The sequence below is a fragment of the Pseudomonas sp. NC02 genome (assembly GCF_002874965.1).
Taxonomy (GTDB): domain Bacteria; phylum Pseudomonadota; class Gammaproteobacteria; order Pseudomonadales; family Pseudomonadaceae; genus Aquipseudomonas.
This window is the reverse complement of sequence record NZ_CP025624.1, coordinates 4,000,386-4,018,635: the sequence shown is the minus strand read 5'-3', so window position 1 is coordinate 4,018,635 and position 18,250 is coordinate 4,000,386. Positions and strand designations below refer to the sequence as shown.

Annotated in this window: 17 protein-coding genes; 13 read left to right on the top strand and 4 right to left on the bottom strand. The window is 61.3% G+C overall.

The features are described from left to right. Positions 1-34: 34 nt before the first annotated feature. From C0058_RS18845 to C0058_RS18820, 5 genes are all read left to right on the top strand, one after another. Positions 35-1,288 (top strand): OprD family porin, encoded by a 1,254-nt coding sequence (locus tag C0058_RS18845; protein ID WP_008437109.1) that lies wholly within the window; start codon positions 35-37, stop codon positions 1,286-1,288. Positions 1,289-1,495: 207 nt separating this feature from the next. Next, positions 1,496-2,614, top strand: a complete 1,119-nt coding sequence (locus C0058_RS18840) for a succinylglutamate desuccinylase/aspartoacylase family protein (RefSeq protein WP_102369307.1) — start codon at positions 1,496-1,498, stop codon at positions 2,612-2,614. A 166-nt stretch (positions 2,615-2,780) separates the two neighbouring features. Beyond that, complete coding sequence (gene rocD / locus C0058_RS18830) at positions 2,781-3,974, top strand: ornithine--oxo-acid transaminase (RefSeq protein WP_087694138.1); 1,194 nt, start codon at positions 2,781-2,783, stop codon at positions 3,972-3,974. Continuing rightward, on the top strand, positions 3,971-6,622 hold the full coding sequence (gene acnA, locus C0058_RS18825; RefSeq protein ID WP_102369306.1) for an aconitate hydratase AcnA: 2,652 nt from the start codon (positions 3,971-3,973) through the stop codon (positions 6,620-6,622). Before rocD ends, acnA begins: the two co-directional genes overlap by 4 nt. Beyond that, positions 6,615-7,328, top strand: a complete 714-nt coding sequence (locus tag C0058_RS18820) for a transporter substrate-binding domain-containing protein (RefSeq protein WP_003214641.1) — start codon at positions 6,615-6,617, stop codon at positions 7,326-7,328. Before acnA ends, C0058_RS18820 begins: the two co-directional genes overlap by 8 nt. On the opposite strand, the gene C0058_RS18815 is transcribed toward C0058_RS18820, so the two are convergent. Further along, the gene (locus tag C0058_RS18815; RefSeq protein WP_102369305.1) at positions 7,325-7,687 is read right to left on the bottom strand and encodes an NUDIX hydrolase; all 363 of its coding nucleotides are present in this window, start codon (positions 7,685-7,687) and stop codon (positions 7,325-7,327) included. The genes C0058_RS18820 and C0058_RS18815 overlap by 4 nt on opposite strands. Positions 7,688-7,828: 141 nt before the next feature. Between C0058_RS18815 and C0058_RS18810 the strand changes: the two genes are divergently transcribed. Then, positions 7,829-8,809 carry a Gfo/Idh/MocA family protein gene (locus tag C0058_RS18810; protein WP_102369304.1) on the top strand — a complete coding sequence of 327 codons (981 nt, stop codon included), beginning with the start codon at positions 7,829-7,831 and terminating at the stop codon, positions 8,807-8,809. 36 nt (positions 8,810-8,845) lie between these two features. Then, a complete protein-coding gene (locus tag C0058_RS18805) occupies positions 8,846-9,484 on the top strand; it encodes a ribonuclease T2 (protein WP_003214647.1) in 639 nt (212 codons plus the stop codon). A gap of 6 nt (positions 9,485-9,490) precedes the next feature. Here C0058_RS18805 and C0058_RS18800 read toward each other — a convergent pair whose 3' ends face one another. The 3 genes from C0058_RS18800 to C0058_RS18790 are packed head-to-tail and all read right to left on the bottom strand — an operon-like array spanning position 9,491 to position 12,780. Next, a complete protein-coding gene (locus tag C0058_RS18800; RefSeq protein ID WP_003214649.1) occupies positions 9,491-10,333 on the bottom strand; it encodes a metal-dependent hydrolase in 843 nt (280 codons plus the stop codon). 15 nt (positions 10,334-10,348) lie between these two features. Beyond that, the gene (locus C0058_RS18795) at positions 10,349-11,248 is read right to left on the bottom strand and encodes an SDR family oxidoreductase (RefSeq protein ID WP_003214652.1); all 900 of its coding nucleotides are present in this window, start codon (positions 11,246-11,248) and stop codon (positions 10,349-10,351) included. Continuing rightward, positions 11,245-12,780, bottom strand: coding sequence for an NAD(P)/FAD-dependent oxidoreductase (locus C0058_RS18790; RefSeq protein ID WP_102369303.1), 1,536 nt, complete (start codon positions 12,778-12,780; stop codon positions 11,245-11,247). Before C0058_RS18790 ends, C0058_RS18795 begins: the two co-directional genes overlap by 4 nt. 303 nt (positions 12,781-13,083) lie before the next feature. Between C0058_RS18790 and C0058_RS18785 the strand changes: the two genes are divergently transcribed. From C0058_RS18785 to C0058_RS32680, 6 genes are all read left to right on the top strand, one after another. After that, positions 13,084-14,082, top strand: coding sequence for an alpha/beta fold hydrolase (locus C0058_RS18785; RefSeq protein WP_102369302.1), 999 nt, complete (start codon positions 13,084-13,086; stop codon positions 14,080-14,082). Positions 14,083-14,400: 318 nt separating this feature from the next. Beyond that, complete coding sequence (locus C0058_RS18780) at positions 14,401-15,681, top strand: alkane 1-monooxygenase (RefSeq protein ID WP_102369301.1); 1,281 nt, start codon at positions 14,401-14,403, stop codon at positions 15,679-15,681. A 146-nt stretch (positions 15,682-15,827) separates the two neighbouring features. After that, positions 15,828-16,322 (top strand): alkane oxidation protein activator PraA, encoded by a 495-nt coding sequence (praA, locus tag C0058_RS18775; RefSeq protein ID WP_102369300.1) that lies wholly within the window; start codon positions 15,828-15,830, stop codon positions 16,320-16,322. A gap of 131 nt (positions 16,323-16,453) precedes the next feature. Further along, positions 16,454-16,969 (top strand): alkane oxidation protein activator PraB, encoded by a 516-nt coding sequence (gene praB, locus C0058_RS18770; RefSeq protein WP_008437145.1) that lies wholly within the window; start codon positions 16,454-16,456, stop codon positions 16,967-16,969. A 148-nt stretch (positions 16,970-17,117) separates the two neighbouring features. Beyond that, entirely contained in the window at positions 17,118-17,633 is a 516-nt protein-coding gene (gene praB, locus C0058_RS18765; protein ID WP_087694131.1) for an alkane oxidation protein activator PraB, read from the top strand. Between the two features lie 103 nt (positions 17,634-17,736). Continuing rightward, on the top strand, positions 17,737-18,231 hold the full coding sequence (locus C0058_RS32680; protein ID WP_146013732.1) for a protein activator: 495 nt from the start codon (positions 17,737-17,739) through the stop codon (positions 18,229-18,231). Positions 18,232-18,250 lie beyond the last annotated feature (19 nt).

Sequence of the window (18,250 nt, the reverse complement as noted above, 5' to 3'; positions counted from 1 at the left end):
ACCAACCCCCACCCCACTGCCAGGAGCTAAAAAAATGAAAAAATCCCTGACTCAACTCATCACCGGCGTCGGCGTTGTCAGCAGCGGGCTGGTCCCGTCACTGGCCCATGCAGACTTCATCAAGGACAGCAGCGGTACGCTGGACTTGAAGAACTACTACTTCAACCGTGACTACCGCGAGGCCGCTTCCCAGTCGATGCGTGCCGAGTGGGCCCAAGGTTTTATCCTCGGTATCAAGTCCGGTTTCACCGAAGGCACCGTGGGCTTCGGCCTGGACCTGACCGGCATGCTGGGGGTGAAACTCGACTCCAGCCCGGGGCTGTCCGGCACCGGTTTGCTGCAGCGTGACAGCGACAAGAATGTCTCCGACGAGTACTCCAAGCTTGGGGTGACCGCCAAGGCCCGCTTCGCCAAAAGCGAGCTGCGTGTGGGCTACCTGGTGCCGGACCTTCCGATCCTGCAACCCAACACCAGCCGTCTGTTTCCGCAGTCCTTCAGCGGCACCCAGCTGGTGTCCAACGATATCAGCAACCTGAAAATCACCCTCGGGCAGATCGACCAGGCCAAGGACCGTGACTCCACCAACTACGAAGACATGAAGCTGACCACGGTGAGCAAGGTCTACAAGAGCACCGCCCTGAGCGACCAGTTCCGCTTTGCTGGTGGCGACTACTCGCTGACCCCAAACACCTTGCTCAGCTACCACTTCGCGGCGCTGGACAGCATCTACCAGCAGCAATACGTGGGCTTCAAGAACAACTTCGGCCTGGGGCCGGGCACGCTGAAAACCGACGTGCGCTACTTCAAGTCGGACAAGGACGGCGCGGGCCTGGCGGGCAAGGTCGACAACAGCGCCTTGAGCAGCCGCCTGACCTACCAGTACGGCGGTCACAGCATCGGCGGCGGCTTCCAGCAGCAATACGGCACCACGCCGTTTACCTACCTGGACGGCTCCATCACCTACCTGTTCACCGAGTACCAGTTCAGCAACTTCACCCAAACCAGGGAGCGAGCCTGGCACGCCCGCTACGACTACAACTTCGCCGATCTCGGCTTGCCCGGCCTGTTGTTTGGGATCAAGTACGCCAAGGGTGATTCGGCTGAAGTGCTCGGCTTCAACCGCGAAGGCCGCGAGTGGGAGCGCGACCTGGACCTGGGCTACGTGGTGCAGAACGGGCCCTTCAAGGGCGTGTCGATGCGCTGGCGCAATGCGCTGAGCAAAGGCAACTACTTCAACGACGTTAACGAGAACCGCGTGATGCTGGGTTACACCCTGGCGCTCTGGTAACCACCCACTGTGGGAGCGGGCTTGCCCGCGATGGCGGTGGGTCAGTCACGGAATAGGCTGGCTGACCCACCGCCATCGCAGGCAAGCCAGCTCCCACACTGATCGGATTACCAGATCAAGATAGTGTGGGCCGCCCTTACAGACGATCACGCCGGCTCGTTAATATTTCTTCAGCGTTCATCACTCGAATATCGAGATTTCCGGTTTATGAAACTTAAATCACACCCCTTGCTGCAAGCGACACAAGGCACCCACAGGCACGTGGACAGTGAGCATTACGGTGCAATGGGTGCAAGTCGAAAAATCTATATCCAGGCGGCGCTGCATGCCGACGAAACTCCGGCGCTGCTGGTGGCCGCGCACCTGCGCCGGCAATTGGTAGAACTGGAAAATGCCAACCGGCTGAATGCGCAAATCGTGCTGGTGGCCGTGGCCAACCCCACCGGGCTGAGCCAATACATCATGGGCGCGCCCAGTGGGCGTTTCGAACTGGGCAGCGGGCGTAATTACAACCGGGGCTTTCCGGTGCCGTACCAGGCAATCGCCGACAAAATCGAGCACCTGCTGGGCCAGGACATCGACGCCAACCGCCAACTGATCCGCCAGGCCTGGGGCGAATGTCTGCTGGACGCGGCGCCGCTGGACGAATTCCAATCGCTGCAACGCACCCTGATGCTGCTGGCCCACGATGCCGACATCGTGCTGGACCTGCACTGCTCCCGCGAAGCGGCGATGCATGTGTACACCGGCGAGGCAGTGTGGGCGACCGTGGAGCCGCTGGCGCGCTACATCGGCTCTGAAGCCTCGTTGCTGGCCACCGATTCCCAGGCCAACTCGTTCGATGAGGCGCTGTACCTGCTGTGGGTCAACCTGCGTGAGCGGTTTGGCGATCGGTTTCCGATTCCGGACAGCAGCGTGGCGGTGACCGTCGAGCATCGTGGCCAGCGGGATGTGTCCTATGAACTGGCAGAACATGACGCCACGGCGATCATTGATTACCTGACCCACCTGGGCGCGGTTGAAGGCACGCCACGGCCATTGCCGGCCCTGCGTAACCCGGCGACGCCGTTGGCCGGCAGCGAACAGTTTTATGCGCCGTGCGCCGGGGTGCTGGTACACCGGGCGGCGGTGGGCAGTCGCATCGAGGCCGGGCAGGCGTTGTTCGATATCGTTGATCCCCACAGTGGGCAGGCCACCACGGTTTGCAGCCACAACACCGGCGTGTTGTACATGCGCCGCGACGTGCGCTTTGTGAAGCCGGGGGATCCGCTGGGCCGGGTGTCCGGTGCCACGCCGATTCGCAGCGGCAAGCTACTCAGCGCCTGATTTGCCAGCTATGGAATACGGTCAAAATGTGGGAGCGGGCTTGCTCGCGAATGCGGAGGGTCAGTCGCCGGAGATGTTGGCTGACCCTCCGCATTCGCGAGCAAGCCCGCTCCCACATTGGGTCTTTGTTGTTCATTCATTATTTATTCGGCAGGACATCCCCACCATGCACCCCAACCCGGCAATCACCCTCGAAAACCAATTCTGCGCCCACAACTATTCCCCCTTGCCGGTGGTGATCGTCAAGGGCGAGGGCGTCTGGGCCATTGGCGATGATGACAAGCGCTATCTGGACATGATGTCGGCCTATTCCGCCGTCAGCCACGGCCATGTCCACCCGCGCATCCGCGCCGCCGCCGTGGCGCAGATCGACAAGATCAGCGTGGTGTCCCGGGCGTTCTACAGCGAACCCTTGGGCAACTTCCTCAAGACCTTGTGCCGCATCACGGGCTTCGACTCGGCCCTGCCGATGAACAGTGGCGCCGAAGCTGTGGAAACCGCGATCAAGGCGGCGCGACGCTGGGGCTACCGGATCAAGGGCATCCCGGCCAATCAGGCCAACATCGTGGTGGCCGACAACAATTTCCACGGCCGCACCTCGACCATCGTCGGCTTCTCGTCGGAGGCGGACTACAAGGCCGACTTCGGCCCATTCTGCAACGGTTTCACCGAGGCGCGCTTCGGTGACATCGAGAGTTTCCGCCAGGCCATTACCGCCGACACCTGCGCGGTGCTGATCGAGCCGATCCAGGGCGAGGCCGGCATTCGCGTGCCGCCCGCAGGTTTCCTGCGGGAACTGCGCCAGCTGTGCGACCAGACCAACACCTTGCTGATCCTCGATGAGATCCAGTCCGGCCTGGGCCGTACCGGCAAGTGGTTCGCCTTCCAGCACGAAGGCATTCGCCCCGATGCATTGATCCTCGGCAAAGCCCTGGGCGGCGGGATCATGCCGGTGTCGGCGTTCGTCGCTGATCATTCGATCATGGACCTGTTCGACGCCGGCAGCCACGGCTCGACCTTCGGCGGCAACCCGTTGGCGGCGGCCATTGGCCTGGAAGCGTTGAAGGTGCTGGAAGAGGAGGGCTTGATCGATAACAGCGCGCAACTGGGCCATTACCTGGTGGAGCGCCTGAAGGCCATGCACTCGCCGGCCATCCGCGAGATTCGCGGGCGTGGCTTGTGGGTCGGCGTGGAACTGGACCGCGATGCGCGGCCCATCTGCGAAGCGCTGCTGGCCGAAGGGCTGCTGACCAAGGAAACCCACGAAAACGTACTGCGCATCGCACCGCCGTTGTCCATTACCCGCGAAGAACTGGACTGGGGCCTTGAGCGTATCGAGCGGGTATTCAAACAGCTATGAGTGAGTATCTCAGTCACCTCGACATCGACGGCCAGCGCTTTGCCTGGATCGACCTGCACCAGTTGCTGACCCCGACGCAACTGCAGCGCCTGCCGTATTCCGTGCGCATTCTCCTGGAAAACATTGCCCGCTGCGCCCCGGCTTCGTTGCCACAGGTAGTGGCGCGGGCCATCGGCGAAGGGCCGGATTGCGAGGTGCCGTTCCAGCCCAACCGGCTGATGTTCCACGACACCACGTGCCTGCCGGCCCTGGCGGATTTCGCCGGCATGCGCGATGTGGTGGCCGAACTGGGCGGTGATCCACGGGCGGTGAACCCCTCGATCCCGGCGGTGCTGACCATCGACCATTCGGTGATCGTCGAGCACTACGCCGAGGCGGGCGCGGTGGATGCCAACCTGGACATCGATTTTCGCCGCAACAGCGAGCGCTACCGTTTTATCAAGTGGGCCCAGGCCAGCCTGGATAATTTCAAGGTGATCCCGCCGGGCACCGGGATCATCCACCAGATGAACATGGAGTCCATCGCCCAGGTGGTGTGGGAAAGCGCGCCGCGCAACGGCCACGTGCTGTTGCACCCCGACTGCATGGTCGCCACCGACAGCCACACGCCGATGATCAATGCCATCGGCGTGCTGGGCTGGGGCGTTGGCGGGCTGGAAGGGCAGGCGGCGATGCTCGGCGAACCGGTGCCGATTCCTTATCCGCAGGTGGTGGGCATTCGCGTCACCAATGCGTTGCGCGACGGCGTGACGGCCACTGACCTGGCACTGACGGTGACTGAACTGCTGCGCCGGCGCAGCATGGTCGGCAAGTTTGTCGAGTTCACCGGACCGGGCCTGGCGTCCCTGAGTTGGGCGGCGCGGGGCACCGTGGCGAACATGGCGCCGGAATACGGTGCGACCGTGGTGTTTTTCCCGTTTGATGACGAGACGCTGGCGTACCTGACCCTGAGTGCGCGCCCGCAGGCCTTGATCAACAAGGTCTCGGCCTACATGTCGGCGCAATCTCTGTGGCGCCGGGACGACGATCCCGAGCCGGTGTTCGATGAGTTGATCGAGCTGGATCTGGCGCAGGTTGAACCGAGTGTCGCCGGCCCGCATCAGCCCCATCAGCGCCAGTCCCTGGCCCAGGCCGGGGCGTCGTTTCATCAGCATGTATGCGCGCAAAAGCAGGATTTCTTCGAGCCGTCATTCCAGGTGCCGATCACCCATGGCGCGGTGGTGATGTCGGCCATCACCAGTTGCACCAACACCGCCAACCCGGCGCAGATGATCCAGGCCGGGCTCTTCGCCCGCAACGCCCGCGCCCGTGGGCTGACGCGCAAACCGTGGGTCAAGACGTCGCTGTCGCCAGGCTCACGGGTGGTGGCCGATTACCTGGAAGCCGCCGGCTTGCTGGAGGATTTCGCCGCGCTGGGTTTCGACCTGGCGGGCTTTGGCTGCATGACCTGCATCGGTAATTCCGGCAGCCTCGAACGCCATGTCGAGACCTTCGCCGAGCAGGGCTTGAAAGGCGTGGTGGTGCTCTCGGGCAACCGCAATTTCGAAGGCCGGGTCAACCCGAAAGTCCCTGCCGGCTACCTTGCTTCGCCCGCGTTGTGCGTGGCCTATGCGATTGCCGGCAGCATCGACACCGACCTGTCGGCCCAGCCGCTGGCGATGGATGCCCACGGCCAGCCGGTGTTCCTGCATGAGTTGATGCCCAGCGAAGCCGAGGTGGCCGCGCAAGTGGCGGCGGTGGTGCGCCCGGCGCTGTTTCACCAGCGCCAGGCACTGCTGTGGCAAGGCACTCACCATTGGCAGGCGCTGGAAGCCGACGCCAGCGTGCAGTTTGCCTGGCACCCGGCCTCCACTTACCTGCGCCGCCCGCAGTACCTTGCCGGGGTAACGCCGGTGCCGGCCGCGTCCTTGGCCATCAGCAACGCCCGGGCTTTGGTGGTGCTGGGGGATAACGTCACCACCGACCATATCTCCCCGGCTGGCACGATTCCGGCCGACAGCCTGGCCGGGCACTGGCTGCGGGAGCGCGGTGAAGCGCTGGCGGACCTCAACCAGTATTCGACCCGGCGCAGCAACCACGAAGTGATGGTGCGCGGCGCGTTTACCAACCCGCGCCTGAACAATCTGCTGTCCTGCGACCAGCCCCCGCGCCAGGGTGTCTGGGCCTGGAATGCCGACCGCAGCGACTACCTGCCGCTGTACCTCGCCGCGCAGAGCTACGCCGGTACACCCACCGTGTTGTTCGCCGGGATCAACTACGGTGCCGGCTCCAGCCGCGACTGGGCAGCTAAAGTCCTGACCCTGCTGGGGATCAAGGTGGTGGTGGCCCGCAGTATCGAGCGAATCCATCGCAGTAACCTGATCGGCATGGGCGTGTTGCCGCTGGTGTTCGATGAAGGCGCATCGGTGCAGGACTTGAACCTCGACGGCAGTGAGTCCCTGAGCTTCCTCGGCCTGGACGCGTTGCAGGTCGGCGACAACCCGATCACCTTGCAGATTGACCGCGCCACCGGTGAGACCACGCGTACCCCCCTGACCTTGCGCCTCGACTCGTTGCAGGAGGTTGGTTACCTTGAACACGGCGGCGTCTTGCCCTTCGTCATTCGCAAGACCGTGCAAAGAACTGTTCTAGGAGCGCGTAATGATTGACCCGCAGGTACTGCAACAACTGGCCCCCGAGGGTGTGCTCAGGGCTGCCATCAACTTTGGCAACCCGGTGCTGGCCCAGCGTGGCGAGGACGGCCAGCCCCAGGGCGTGTCGGTGGCGCTGGCCAGGGCCCTGGCCGATGAGTTGGCGGTCGACCTTGAGTTGATCACTTTTGATGCGGCGGGCAAGGTCTTCGCCGCGCTGGGCGATGACCGCTGGCGCGTGGCATTCCTGGCCATCGAACCGGTGCGCGAGCAGGAAATCGCCTTCAGCGCGCCCTACGTGATCATCAAGGGTACGTACCTGGTGGCGGTGGATTCACCCCTGGGCAGCGTGACCCAACTCGATGCTCCGGGCCAACGCATCGCCGTCGGCCAGGGTGCCGCGTATGACCTGTACCTGAGCCGCACGGTGCAGCATGCCGAACTGGTACGCGCGCCGACCTCGGCGGGTGCCGTAGACCTGTTTATCGAGCAAGGCCTGAACGCCGCGGCCGGGGTTCGGGATTACCTGCGAACCCGGCTGGATGAGCGCTGGCGCCTGCTGGAGGATGACTTCATGAGCATTAGCCAGGCGGTCGCGGTACCGGTAGCGCACGCAGCCGCTGCCGCGTTCGTCAAATCCTTTGTCGAACGGCAGAAAGCCAATGGTCTGGTAAGACAGGCGTTGTTGTGCAGCGGGCAAAGCCCGGAACTGGCGGCGCCTTAGAGACGGCGCAGGAAGGATTTGACGATTTTCTGGGTGGCCTGGGTGGTGTCCAGGTCATCCAGGCGACTGTAGGGATGCCACTGGCATTCCTTGATTTCACTCAGGGGCCGGGCATCTTCGATATTCACCACCGACGCCTCGAACACATGGTGCAGGGTGTCGCTGGCCTTCAACTCCTGCAATAACAGCAAACCGTCCACGTTCAGCCCGGTTTCCTCTTCCAGCTCCCGCGCGGCCGCGCCCACTGGCCGCTCATCGCGCTCGACCTTGCCGCCGGGCAATGCCCATTTCGAGCGGGCTTTACGCACGAACAGGATGTGCCCGTCGTGCTCGCAAATCACCGTGGCCCTTATTTTCATCGTCTGTGCCCCCGCAGCTGGATGATTGTCATAAAAGTGTAATGCAATTGTCATGCTCAGTCTTTATCCGGCAGGGTGGAGAGGGGGCCGGAAAACACCGATACTGCCCCATCGAAAAAAACTCACCTGAAGGAGATGCAGATGAACACCGTACGCTGGGGCATGATCGGCTGTGGCGATGTCACTGAACTCAAGAGTGGACCCGCCTTCTACAAAGCGCCAGGTTCTGCGCTGGTGGCCGTGATGGGGCGGCGCGAGGAGGCCGTGCGCGATTATGCGGCACGCCACGGCATTGCCCGTTTCTACACTGACGCCCAGGCGCTGATCGACGACCCGGAAGTGGAGGCGGTCTACATCGCCACACCGCCCGACAGCCACCTCGAATACAGCCTGATGGTGGCCGCTGCCGGCAAGCATTGCTGCGTCGAGAAGCCCATGTCCCTGAATGCCGAGCAAAGCGCGCTGATGCAACGCACCTTCGAACAGGCCGGGCTGCACCTGTTTGTCTCCTATTACCGGCGTTCCCTGCCACGCTTCCAGCAGGTGCGGGACTGGCTGCAGGACGGGCGCATCGGCGAATTGCGTCATCTGACCTGGACCCTGTGCAAGCCGCCTTCGGAAGACGATGCCAGCAGTGCCAACTGGCGCACCGACCCGGCGATTGCCGGCGGCGGGTATTTTGCCGACCTGGCCAGCCACGGTTTTGACCTGTTCCAGTACCTGGTCGGGGATATCGTCGATGTGGCCGGGTTTACCGCGCGCCAGGCCGGGCGCTACGCCGCCGAAGATGCCGTCACCGCCTGCTGGACGTTCGCCTCGGGCGCGCTGGGCATGGGCTGCTGGAACTTTGTCGCCGACCGGCGCGAAGACCGGGTGGAGATGATCGGCAGCAAGGGCCGCATCACGTTTTCGGTGTTCGATGAGGCGCCGTTGCGGCTTGAGGGCGAGACCAGCGAGGTGCTGGAGGTGCCCAACCATGCACATATCCAGTGGCATCACGTGCTGGGGATGAATGCGCATATTCGTGGCGAGAGCAAACACCCGGCACTGGCGATCGAGGCGTTGAAGACCGACCGGGTCATGGACCGGGTGCTACAACGTAACCCCAACCTGGCGGTCTAGCGGTGCTTTGATTTTGTCTTTTTAAGGAATGAACGGATGAAAATGAAAGCAGCCTGGATTGTGCTTTGCCTGGCGTTGGCCGGGGCCGCGACAGCAGCGCCGCGGGCCCAGGGGCAGGCCGGGGAGTTTGACTTTTATGTGTTGTCGCTGTCCTGGTCGCCGACCTTCTGCCTGACGCACCCGGACGACCAGCAGTGTTCGGGCAAGGGCTACGGGTTTGTCCTGCATGGGCTGTGGCCGCAGTACGCGAAGGGCGGCTGGCCGGCGTCGTGTGAGCCGCAGTCGCGCTTGTCGGATGCAGACTTCGCCCGGGGCAGGACGCTGTTCCCGTCGCCCAAACTGCTCAGGCATGAATGGGCCAAGCACGGCACCTGCAGCGGCCTTGAGGCTTCGGCTTACCTGGACAAGACCGATGCAGCGCTCAGCGTGGTCAAGATCCCGCAGCAGCTTGAGCCCTTCAATGTCCGAAGCGGCCTGGGCGCGCGGGACATCGAAGCGCTGTTTCGCGAGAGCAACCCGGCCATGGGCAACCATGGCCTTGCGGTGATCTGCAAGGGTGCCGTGCTGACCGAGGTGCGGGTGTGCCTGACCAAGGACCTGGCGTTTGCCGGCTGCCCGCGCAGCGTCAAGAGCCAGTGCCGGGATGGCGATATTCGGATCCCGACCCAGCGCTAAGCGGACTCAGGCGGGCCCATAACCTTTATGGGCCTGCTCGATCTCCTCCACCAGGCGGTCAATGCCCGCCAGGCGTGCCCGGTTGTCGTGGTCCCAGGGATGGAACCCGGGCTTGAAGTAATGCAACCAGGGCAGCGCCATGCGCGGGAACACGCCCTTGGGTCCGTACAGAAACTTGAGCATCCGCCAGAAGCCCTTCAAATGCCCGCCCGAACGCCGGTCGGCAAACAACAGGCGCAGGTGAAAGTCCAGGATCGTCAGCCAGAACAGCCCCGTGGTGATGAGCATGGTGGAAGTGCGCAGCAGATAACGCTTGGGCCCGGGCTTGATCACGCTGTTCCACACATCAAACGCCACCGCCTTGTGCTCGGTTTCTTCCAGGGCATGCCAGTACCACATCTGCTGGTAACCCTTGACCGAATCCCCGAACCGCGACGGGTCGCTGAGGAGGATTTCCGCGAGCATCGCGGTGTAGTGCTCCAGGGCAATGGTCACCGCCAGGTTGAAGGAGGCGGGCAGGTATTTCTTTTGCGCGTCGAGGATCATCTTCAGCCGACGGTCGAGGGTATTCGCCGGCAGCCCTGCGGCTTGCAGCAGGTCGTTGTAGGCCACGTGCTCGCGGCTGTGCATGGCTTCCTGGCCGATGAAGCCCTGGATTTCTTTCTTCAGCTCCGGGTCTTCGATGCGCTGGCGGTAGTGACGCACGCTGTCCATGAAGAACAGTTCGCCCTGGGGAAACAGCAACGACAGTGCGTTGAAAAAGTGGGTAATGAACGGGCCTTGTTCATGCCAGTCCTTGATGCGTTCGGCCGGCAGGGCAAAACGGAGGTCGCGGCGAATCGGCAGCATGGTCGGTACTCCAGTTCAGAGACGGTGCTCTTCGTTGGTTTCAAGGACGGGCGAGGGCGCATTGCGTTGCTTGGGCGCCATGCGTTTGCTGGCCAACACCACCAGCGCTTGATAGGCGGCAGGCAGGCAGCGCGCGAGCAGGTCCAGAAAATAGGCGTCGCGGCCAATCAGCACGCGGCGTTTGTTTTTGCGTACGCCTTGCAGGATCACTTTGGCGGCCTGGTCGGCGTCGGTGATGAACAGCTTTTCGAAGTCGGCCCGGGCCTGCTGTTCGCTGTGAATCAGGAAGCCGGTCATGTTGGCGTCGATCCGGCTGCTGCGACAGATGTCGGTGCGGATCCCGCCAGGGTGCACGCAGGTGGCCGAGACCCCGCTTTTCTGCAGGTCGAGTTCCTGGCGCAAGGACTCGGTAAAACCACGCACGGCGAACTTGGTGGCGTTGTAGCCGCTCATGCCCGGCTGGGCGAACAGGCCGAACACGCTGGAAGTGTTGACCACATGCCCATCGCCGCTGGCCTTGAGGTACGGCAAAAAGGCCTTGGTGCCGTACACCACGCCCCAGAAGTTGATCCCGACGATCCATTCCAGGTCGGTGTAGTCCACGCCTTCGACGGTGCTCGACAGCGCGACGCCGGCGTTGTTGAAGATCAGGTTGATCTGGCCATGTTCGGCGGCGCATCGGGCGGCCCAGTCTTCCACGGCCTGGCGCTCGGAAACGTCCAGCACCTGCGAGGTGACCAGCACCGGTGCAAGCACCTGGGCCTTGATCAGTGCGACGGTCTGCTCCAGGCCCTGGCTGTTTTTATCCGCCAGCGCCAGGTGGCAGCCTTCACGCGCCAACGCCAGGGCCAAGGCGCGGCCCATGCCGGAAGCGGCGCCGGTAATGGCCGCCACGCGGCCGTTGAATGACTTCATGACAGGCTCCCTTCTGCGGTGGTGTGGGGCGTTGCGGCCGGGCGCGCGGTGGACGGTATCGGCACCAGGCTGGCGACGTAGTCCTTGAGGGCGAAATGCCGGGTGACCTGCTTGAAACGCCAGGTGGAGCCGGGCCACAGCGTGGTGTTCTTGCCGGTGCGTGGGTCCAGGTACCAGCTCTTGCAGCCGCCGGTGGACCAGATGGTGCCGTTGAGTTTTTCCTGCAGCCTGGCGTTGTAGGCCAGTTCCACCGCCGGCTTGACGTCAACCGTGGCGATGCGATGACGCTGCATTTGCTGCAGGGCATCGAGGATGTAGGTGACCTGGGCCTCGATCATCAGAATCATCGAGTTATGCCCCAGCCCGGTGTTGGGGCCGACGATCAGGAACAGGTTCGGATAACCCGGCACCGTGGTGCCCAGGTAGGCGTGGGCGCCGTCTTGCCAGGTGTCCATCAGGTCGATGCCGTGGCGCCCGATGATGCAGTTGCGGGGCAGCGGATCGGTGGCCTGGAAGCCGGTGCCGAAGATGAGGCAGTCGGCCGGGTGCTTGATGCCGTCGGCGGTGATCACTCCGTCGGCCTCGATGCGCAGCACGTTGTCGGTTACCACCTGCACATTGCTGCGGGACAGGGCCGGGTAGTAGTCGTTGGAAATCAGCACGCGCTTGCAGCCGATGGTGTAGTCCGGCGTCAGGGTCTTGCGCAGGGAAGGGCGGGCCACTTGTTTGTGCAGGTGGCGCACGGCGATTTTCTGCACCATTTTCATCAGGCGCGGGTGCAGGGCAAAGCCCACCACGCGACCTTCCAGTGCCCAATAGAACGCGCCGCGTACCAGGCGCTGGGTGAACGGCAGGTGCTTGAAGGCCCAGCGCTCGAAGCGTGAAATCGGCCGGTCGGGCTTGGGCATGATCCACGGCGGGGTGCGCTGGAACAGGTCCAGGTGGGCCACCTGCGGCGCAATCTGCGGCACGAACTGAATGGCACTGGCGCCGGTGCCGATCACCGCCACGCGCTTGCCCTTCAATGAATACTCGTGGTCCCACTGCTGGGAGTGGAAGCGCTTGCCCTTGAAGCTGTCCAGGCCCGGAATATCCGGCAGTGCCGGGCGCGACAGGCCGCCCATTCCCGACACCAGCACCCGCGCACTCACCTGGCGGCCATTGCTGAAGCTCAGGCTCCAGCGCTGTTGCCCCTCATCAAATACCGCCTTCTCCAGGCCCATGCCAAAGCGCAGGAACGGCGCCAGTTCGAAGCGCCGGGCGCACTGCTCCAGGTAGGCGCGAATCTCCGCCTGTGGCGCAAATTGCCGGGTCCAGTCCGGGTTGGGCGCAAAGGAAAACGAATAGACATGGGATTGCACGTCGCAGGCGCAACCGGGGTAGTGGTTGTCCCGCCAGGTGCCGCCGAGAGCATCGGCCTGTTCGGCAATAAAGAAGTCGTGGAACCCGGCTTCCTTGAGTTTGATCGCCATGCACAGCCCGGCAAATCCGGAACCGATGATGGCGATGTCGATGGTGTCATGGGCATTCATAGGCTGTCCCTCGTGGGCCGGTGGCGCCTTACGGGTGTCGACATCGGATGTGCTCCTTGTTTTTGTTTTGGCTTTTTAGATAGAACACCATTGCAAAGGAAAATTGAATTATTTATTTTAAAAAAGATTTTAAATAATCTACCTGAAAATATCGTCTAGGCTACGACCCAGTTCCTCATGTGCGACTTATCCGACGGACGAGAGCTTGTACGCACACAGTTAAGGTCCAGGGTGGACGATGGCTGAGGCCTTGACCAATACCGGTCGGGCCGCCAGCAACGCAGGGATGCAGAGGACCGAGCTATGGCTGTCGAGTGGGTTGTCGCTGCGGGTGTGTGTGTAGGGTTAAGCGTAGTGTTGTGGGCCTTCAGTGCCCGGATGACACGGCGTATAGAGGCTGCTGTTCCGATCAACGGGCGCTTTCTGGAGATCAACGGCGAGCGCTTTCATTATGTAGACGAGGGCAAGGGCCCACCGCTGGTGATGATCCACGGGCTGATGGGCAGCAGTCGCAACTTGACGTACGCCTTGTCTGCCCAATTGCGTGAGCACTTTCGAGTGATCACCGTGGATCGTCCGGGGTCGGGTTATTCCACCCGGCATGCCGGCACGGCCGCGGACCTGCCTGGCCAGGCCCGGCAAGTCGCCAGCTTTATCCAGACGCTTGACCTGGATAAGCCGCTGGTGCTGGGGCATTCCCTCGGCGGGGCGATTTCCCTGGCCCTGGCCCTGGACCATCCCCACGCGGTGTCCGGATTGATCCTGGTGGCGCCCCTGACCCATCCCCAGCGCCTGCTGCCGCTGGTGTTTATGTCGTTGGCGATACGCCCGGGATGGCTGCGACGCTTTATGTCGCACACCCTGACCATGCCGATCGGATTGCTGACCAAAGGCTCGGTGGTCAAGGGCGTGTTTGCCCCCGACCCGGCCCCGGAAGACTTCGCCACCCGTGGCGGCGGCTTGTTGGGCATGCGGCCCGAGAACTTCTATGCCGCCTCCACCGAGATCAACCTGGTCAACGATTTCCTGCCGGACATGGTCAAGCGCTACCCGCAGCTGACGTTGCCGATCGGGCTGATTTATGGCGCGCAGGACAAGGTGCTGGATTTCCGCAAACACGGGCAGGCCCTGGCCAGCCTGGTGCCGGGCCTGAAGCTGCAGCTGGTGGAAGGGCGCGGGCATATGTTGCCGATCACGGCCACCGAGCGTGTCGCGGCGGTGGTCGAGCAGATAGCCAAGCGCGTCCGGCCGCCGGAAAGCGCCACGGTGTTGCACACGCCGTTTGCGTTGGCGAGTAAATAATTGTGCGACTGAACTCGCGGTTCGAACTCGTCAATGCTTGCTCTAGACGCCTGACCAAACGGCTGAAAAAGAGACTGCCCGGTCACGTTCAAAAGGGTTCAAGAAACTAGTTGACGACCTAACGATTCCGCGCTATTTATTTAAAAAAATTATTTCAATGTCTAATTTGAAACAATTTTTGAAATGCCTAAGAGCGAATAAAATAATGAAAAAAACGCCTTTTATCGCATGGTTGAATTCTCGGGGCAGTCACCGCTCCGTGTACCTGTCCAGTGTTGATTTTTGCTCCCTGCCTACCTGCGTCGTGCGGAGGCTGCCATGAATCAGACCCTGGCTGCCCCGAACGTCTGGACCGACGGCAAGCGCCACCTGTGGTGGCTCGGCATCATGCCCCTGGCAACCCCAATTCTCTCTGGTGCCCTGGCCATCACTACCGGCGTGCAACAACTGTGGTGGGTCGGTGTGCTGGTGATCTTCGGCCTGATCCCGCTGATCGACGGCCTGCTGGGTGAAGACGTCAGTAACCCGCCCGAGTCCGCCGTCAGCAACCTCGAATCCCAAAGCTACTACCGCTGGATCGTCTACACCGGCGTGCTGTTTGTCATCTCATCCCTGGTGGTCACCGGGTGGCTGGCCGCAGGCGGTATCGACTGGATTATCAATGGCGGCCTGTTGCATGCCACCGCCACCCTGGACCCGTCGAGCTGGCTGGCGAAAACCGCCGCGTTCATCACCGCGCGCACCGAGCTGCATGGCCAGGTGAGCTGGTTCACCTACCTGGGCATGGCGATGTCCACTGGCGCTGCCACCGGCATTGCCATCAACACCGCCCATGAGCTGGGGCACAAGCCGCGCCTGCTGGAAGTCGTGCTGGCCAAGATCACCCTGGCACCGACCTTCTACGGGCACTTCTACACCGAACACAACCGTGGCCACCACGTGCGCGTCGCCACCCCGGAAGACCCGGCCAGTTCGCGGTTGGGGGAGAGCTTCTGGGCCTTCCTGCCGCGCTCGGTATGGTTCAGCGCCCGCTCGGCGTGGAACCTGGAGCGTGAACGCCTGCGCAAACTCGGCCTGCCGGCCTGGCACTGGAAGAACGCCGTACTCAGCGCCTGGATGTACAGTGTGGTGTTGTGGGGCGCGATGATTGCCTGGCTGGGCGCGGCAGTGATTCCATTCCTGATCATCCAGGGCATCTACGGTTTCTCGCTGCTGGAAGTGGTGAACTATGTCGAGCACTACGGCCTGAAACGCCAGAAGTTGCCCAACGGTCGTTATGAACGTTGCTCGCCACGCCATTCCTGGAACAGTAATCGGATTGTCACCAATATCTTTCTGTTCCAACTGCAGCGGCACTCCGACCATCACGCCAACCCAACCAGAAGTTATCAGTCACTGCGTCATTTTGATGAATCGCCGCAACTCCCATACGGTTATGCCAGCATGATTGTCTGGGCGTATGTACCGTACTTGTGGCGACGACGCATGGATCACCGGGTACTTAATCATTACGCCGGGGATATTACCCTGACCAATCTTCAACCTTCACAGCGTTTGAAGTACCTGGAGAAGTACAGCAACACCACCAGACCCTTCTAACGAAAGCAGTCAGTTGTAGGGCGTACTCGGGATCTGTGCATCGCGCAGGTTTTCATCGCCCAGGCTTTACCGGTTTCGAGTACGGCTTAGTTGCAAGACAGTTGTTTGACCCGAACAAAAATAAAATGAAGGGAAGGACGTACACCATGCAAACCCCTGCCAAGTTCACCACGCACATTGTATTGGCCGCGCTGGGCCTGATCGTTTACCACCAGGCCCAGGCCGCCCGTATCGAACCTGCCGGCAGCGCGTTTACTGCCCAGGGCCCCATCAGCTTTTCCAAAGGCGCGCTGATCAGCGCGGATTGCACCATCAAGGTCGCCGGCAAAGTGGCGGCGGATGGGTCGTCAGTAAATGTCGACAAAGTTGAGTTCGACGGCGGCCTCAAGTGCAGCCGGGTCGAAGCCATCAACTTGCCGTGGGTATTGGTGGCTAAAGATACCAGGAGCGGCTCGATGTCGAAGATCGCCGTGGATGTGCATGCCTTTGGTTTGGGCGGTAAGTGCGGGCCTTCTACTGCCGATGGAACCTGGGATAACGCCACCGGCAAGCTGGAAGCGTCGAATGTGCCTATCGGCGAAGACTGCAAGATCAAGACGGTGTCGATCAAGATGCCGCCGAGTTTCAAAGTTATTGAGTAACAGTGGGATGTTGTAGCGGTAATTGAATTGAAATTTGGCTGGAAAGGGAAGTTCTGCAGATTCACCGTGACCTCTCGATCATGGCCATTACCCCTGGCGAAATGACTCGCCATAACATGTGAGGAAAAATAATGAAAAGCTTGAAAACCCTCGTGTCTTTGACTGCTTTGACTGTTTGCATGGGTGCTGCTTCGATGGCCAGTGCGGCGTCTTTCAGCCCTATTGGTGCAAGCATCACCGCTAACGGCAGCATTACGGTCAAATCGCCGTCGTCGTTTCAGCAGCCAGTGACTTGCAACATTCTTTTCCAGGGTGTTGTTAACGCCGATGGTACTGCCAATATCAATAGCGCCACCGTATCGGGTTCCAACAGCCTGTGCGCATTGCCCAAGATGACTAACCTGCCATGGAAACTATCGGCTACCTCCGTTACTGCGGGTACCGTGACCAACGTTGGCTACACCATCGCAGGTGCACCGCCAATCATTCCTGCCACCAACTGCGGCCCGACCACTATTGCCGTGGGCCTGGCGTCAACTGCCAGCCCAGCTTCCAGCACGATCACTGCAACCAACCAGACGCTGACCGGCAGTTGCACCGTGGTGTCGCTGAGCCTCACCGCACCGGGTGCCGTGGTAATTCCTTGATAGGCGTACTCCGTAAAAAGGGTTGATCACCCCGATGGAAGGCAGGCGCCTCGCGAGAGGCGCTTGTTCAGGGATGGACAGCCAACGGATCGGCTGACAACACCGTTCATTGCGCTTGGTGAATACGTCACCAGACAGGTGGAAAAACATGGAAAGCTTGAAAACGTTCGTGGGTGCTACTGCTGTTGCAATGTGCATTTGTGCGGCTTCGATGGCCAACGCGGCGTCTTTCATTCCTGCCGACCAATCATTTACCACCGTTAACGGCACCCTGACGCTGAAGTCGCCGTCTTCGATGAGGACACCTGTAACGTGTAATATCCAGTTTGTTGGGCGGGTATCCCACGATGGTTCCACGGCAAGTCTGACCAGTGTTTATATCGCCGGCAGCAACGCCCTGTGTGCCATGTATCGTGTCAGTAACTTGCCATGGGTATTGAGTCCAACAGCCAGTGCTTTCGGCGCATTATCTAATGTCAGTTTCACTGTGGCGAGCCTTCCGCCAATCATTCCTGGTACTAACTGCGGTCCTGCAACTATTAGCGTTTCTCTCTTCAATAACACCGATGGCTTAAATCTTTATGCAATCAATCAGGTACTTCCCGGTAGCTGTGAAGTTGTGTCGATGCGCTTCGCAATGCCATACCTGATGATAAATCCTTGATAAACGAATTTTGATCGGCTTGCGCCTCAGGCGAGGTGTCTGGCCATGTAACTGATGCCGGCGGAGCCGGTGGATAACAATAAAAAGTCTGGGGACTAAGACAATGCAAAGCCTTACCACACGTATTTCTCTAACTGCGCTGCTGCTTGGCCTGGCATTCACATCCTCAATGACCCACGCGGCATCGTTTGCCCAGGCGGGCGCCGCATTTACTGCCACTGGCTCGATCTCTACCGCAGTAAAACTTTTGGTATGGACACCCGTCCCTTGCACTGTCGCGCTGACCGGAAAGGTCGCTTCCGACGGTTCAAGTGCGACCATCACCGGTGCCACTTTTACGGGCAACGCACTGTGCGGAGTTTCCGGGCCGCTTAATCTGCCGTGGACCCTCGTACCGACGAATGCCAGCACCGCAACACTTTCAGGTTTCGCCGAGAAGTTCTTCTCCGACACGTGCGCGTCTCCAAGTACGTTGACCACGCAATGGAGTGCTGCTGATAACACCTTTAGCCTCCTTAGCCCTCACACCGTAGGCGACAGCTGCCGAATCACGGCATTCAGTTTCAAGCCTTCGCCAGTCCTCACGATTAGTCCTTGAACTTGATCATCAGGTCAAA

Excerpts from the sequence above, each read along its gene's own strand:
- praA (WP_102369300.1), top strand. The coding sequence starts at position 15,828 with ATGCAAACCCCTGCCAAGTTCACCACGCACATTGTATTGGCCGCGCTG.
- C0058_RS18785 (WP_102369302.1), top strand. The coding sequence starts at position 13,084 with ATGGCTGTCGAGTGGGTTGTCGCTGCGGGTGTGTGTGTAGGGTTAAGC.
- C0058_RS18815 (WP_102369305.1), bottom strand. The coding sequence starts at position 7,687 with ATGAAAATAAGGGCCACGGTGATTTGCGAGCACGACGGGCACATCCTG.
- praB (WP_087694131.1), top strand. The coding sequence starts at position 17,118 with ATGGAAAGCTTGAAAACGTTCGTGGGTGCTACTGCTGTTGCAATGTGC.
- praB (WP_008437145.1), top strand. The coding sequence starts at position 16,454 with ATGAAAAGCTTGAAAACCCTCGTGTCTTTGACTGCTTTGACTGTTTGC.
- C0058_RS18805 (WP_003214647.1), top strand. The coding sequence starts at position 8,846 with ATGAAAATGAAAGCAGCCTGGATTGTGCTTTGCCTGGCGTTGGCCGGG.
- C0058_RS18810 (WP_102369304.1), top strand. The coding sequence starts at position 7,829 with ATGAACACCGTACGCTGGGGCATGATCGGCTGTGGCGATGTCACTGAA.
- acnA (WP_102369306.1), top strand. The coding sequence starts at position 3,971 with ATGAGTGAGTATCTCAGTCACCTCGACATCGACGGCCAGCGCTTTGCC.
- C0058_RS18795 (WP_003214652.1), bottom strand. The coding sequence starts at position 11,248 with ATGAAGTCATTCAACGGCCGCGTGGCGGCCATTACCGGCGCCGCTTCC.
- C0058_RS18790 (WP_102369303.1), bottom strand. The coding sequence starts at position 12,780 with ATGAATGCCCATGACACCATCGACATCGCCATCATCGGTTCCGGATTT.
- C0058_RS18800 (WP_003214649.1), bottom strand. The coding sequence starts at position 10,333 with ATGCTGCCGATTCGCCGCGACCTCCGTTTTGCCCTGCCGGCCGAACGC.
- rocD (WP_087694138.1), top strand. The coding sequence starts at position 2,781 with ATGCACCCCAACCCGGCAATCACCCTCGAAAACCAATTCTGCGCCCAC.
- C0058_RS18840 (WP_102369307.1), top strand. The coding sequence starts at position 1,496 with ATGAAACTTAAATCACACCCCTTGCTGCAAGCGACACAAGGCACCCAC.
- C0058_RS18845 (WP_008437109.1), top strand. The coding sequence starts at position 35 with ATGAAAAAATCCCTGACTCAACTCATCACCGGCGTCGGCGTTGTCAGC.
- C0058_RS18820 (WP_003214641.1), top strand. The coding sequence starts at position 6,615 with ATGATTGACCCGCAGGTACTGCAACAACTGGCCCCCGAGGGTGTGCTC.
- C0058_RS18780 (WP_102369301.1), top strand. The coding sequence starts at position 14,401 with ATGAATCAGACCCTGGCTGCCCCGAACGTCTGGACCGACGGCAAGCGC.
- C0058_RS32680 (WP_146013732.1), top strand. The coding sequence starts at position 17,737 with ATGCAAAGCCTTACCACACGTATTTCTCTAACTGCGCTGCTGCTTGGC.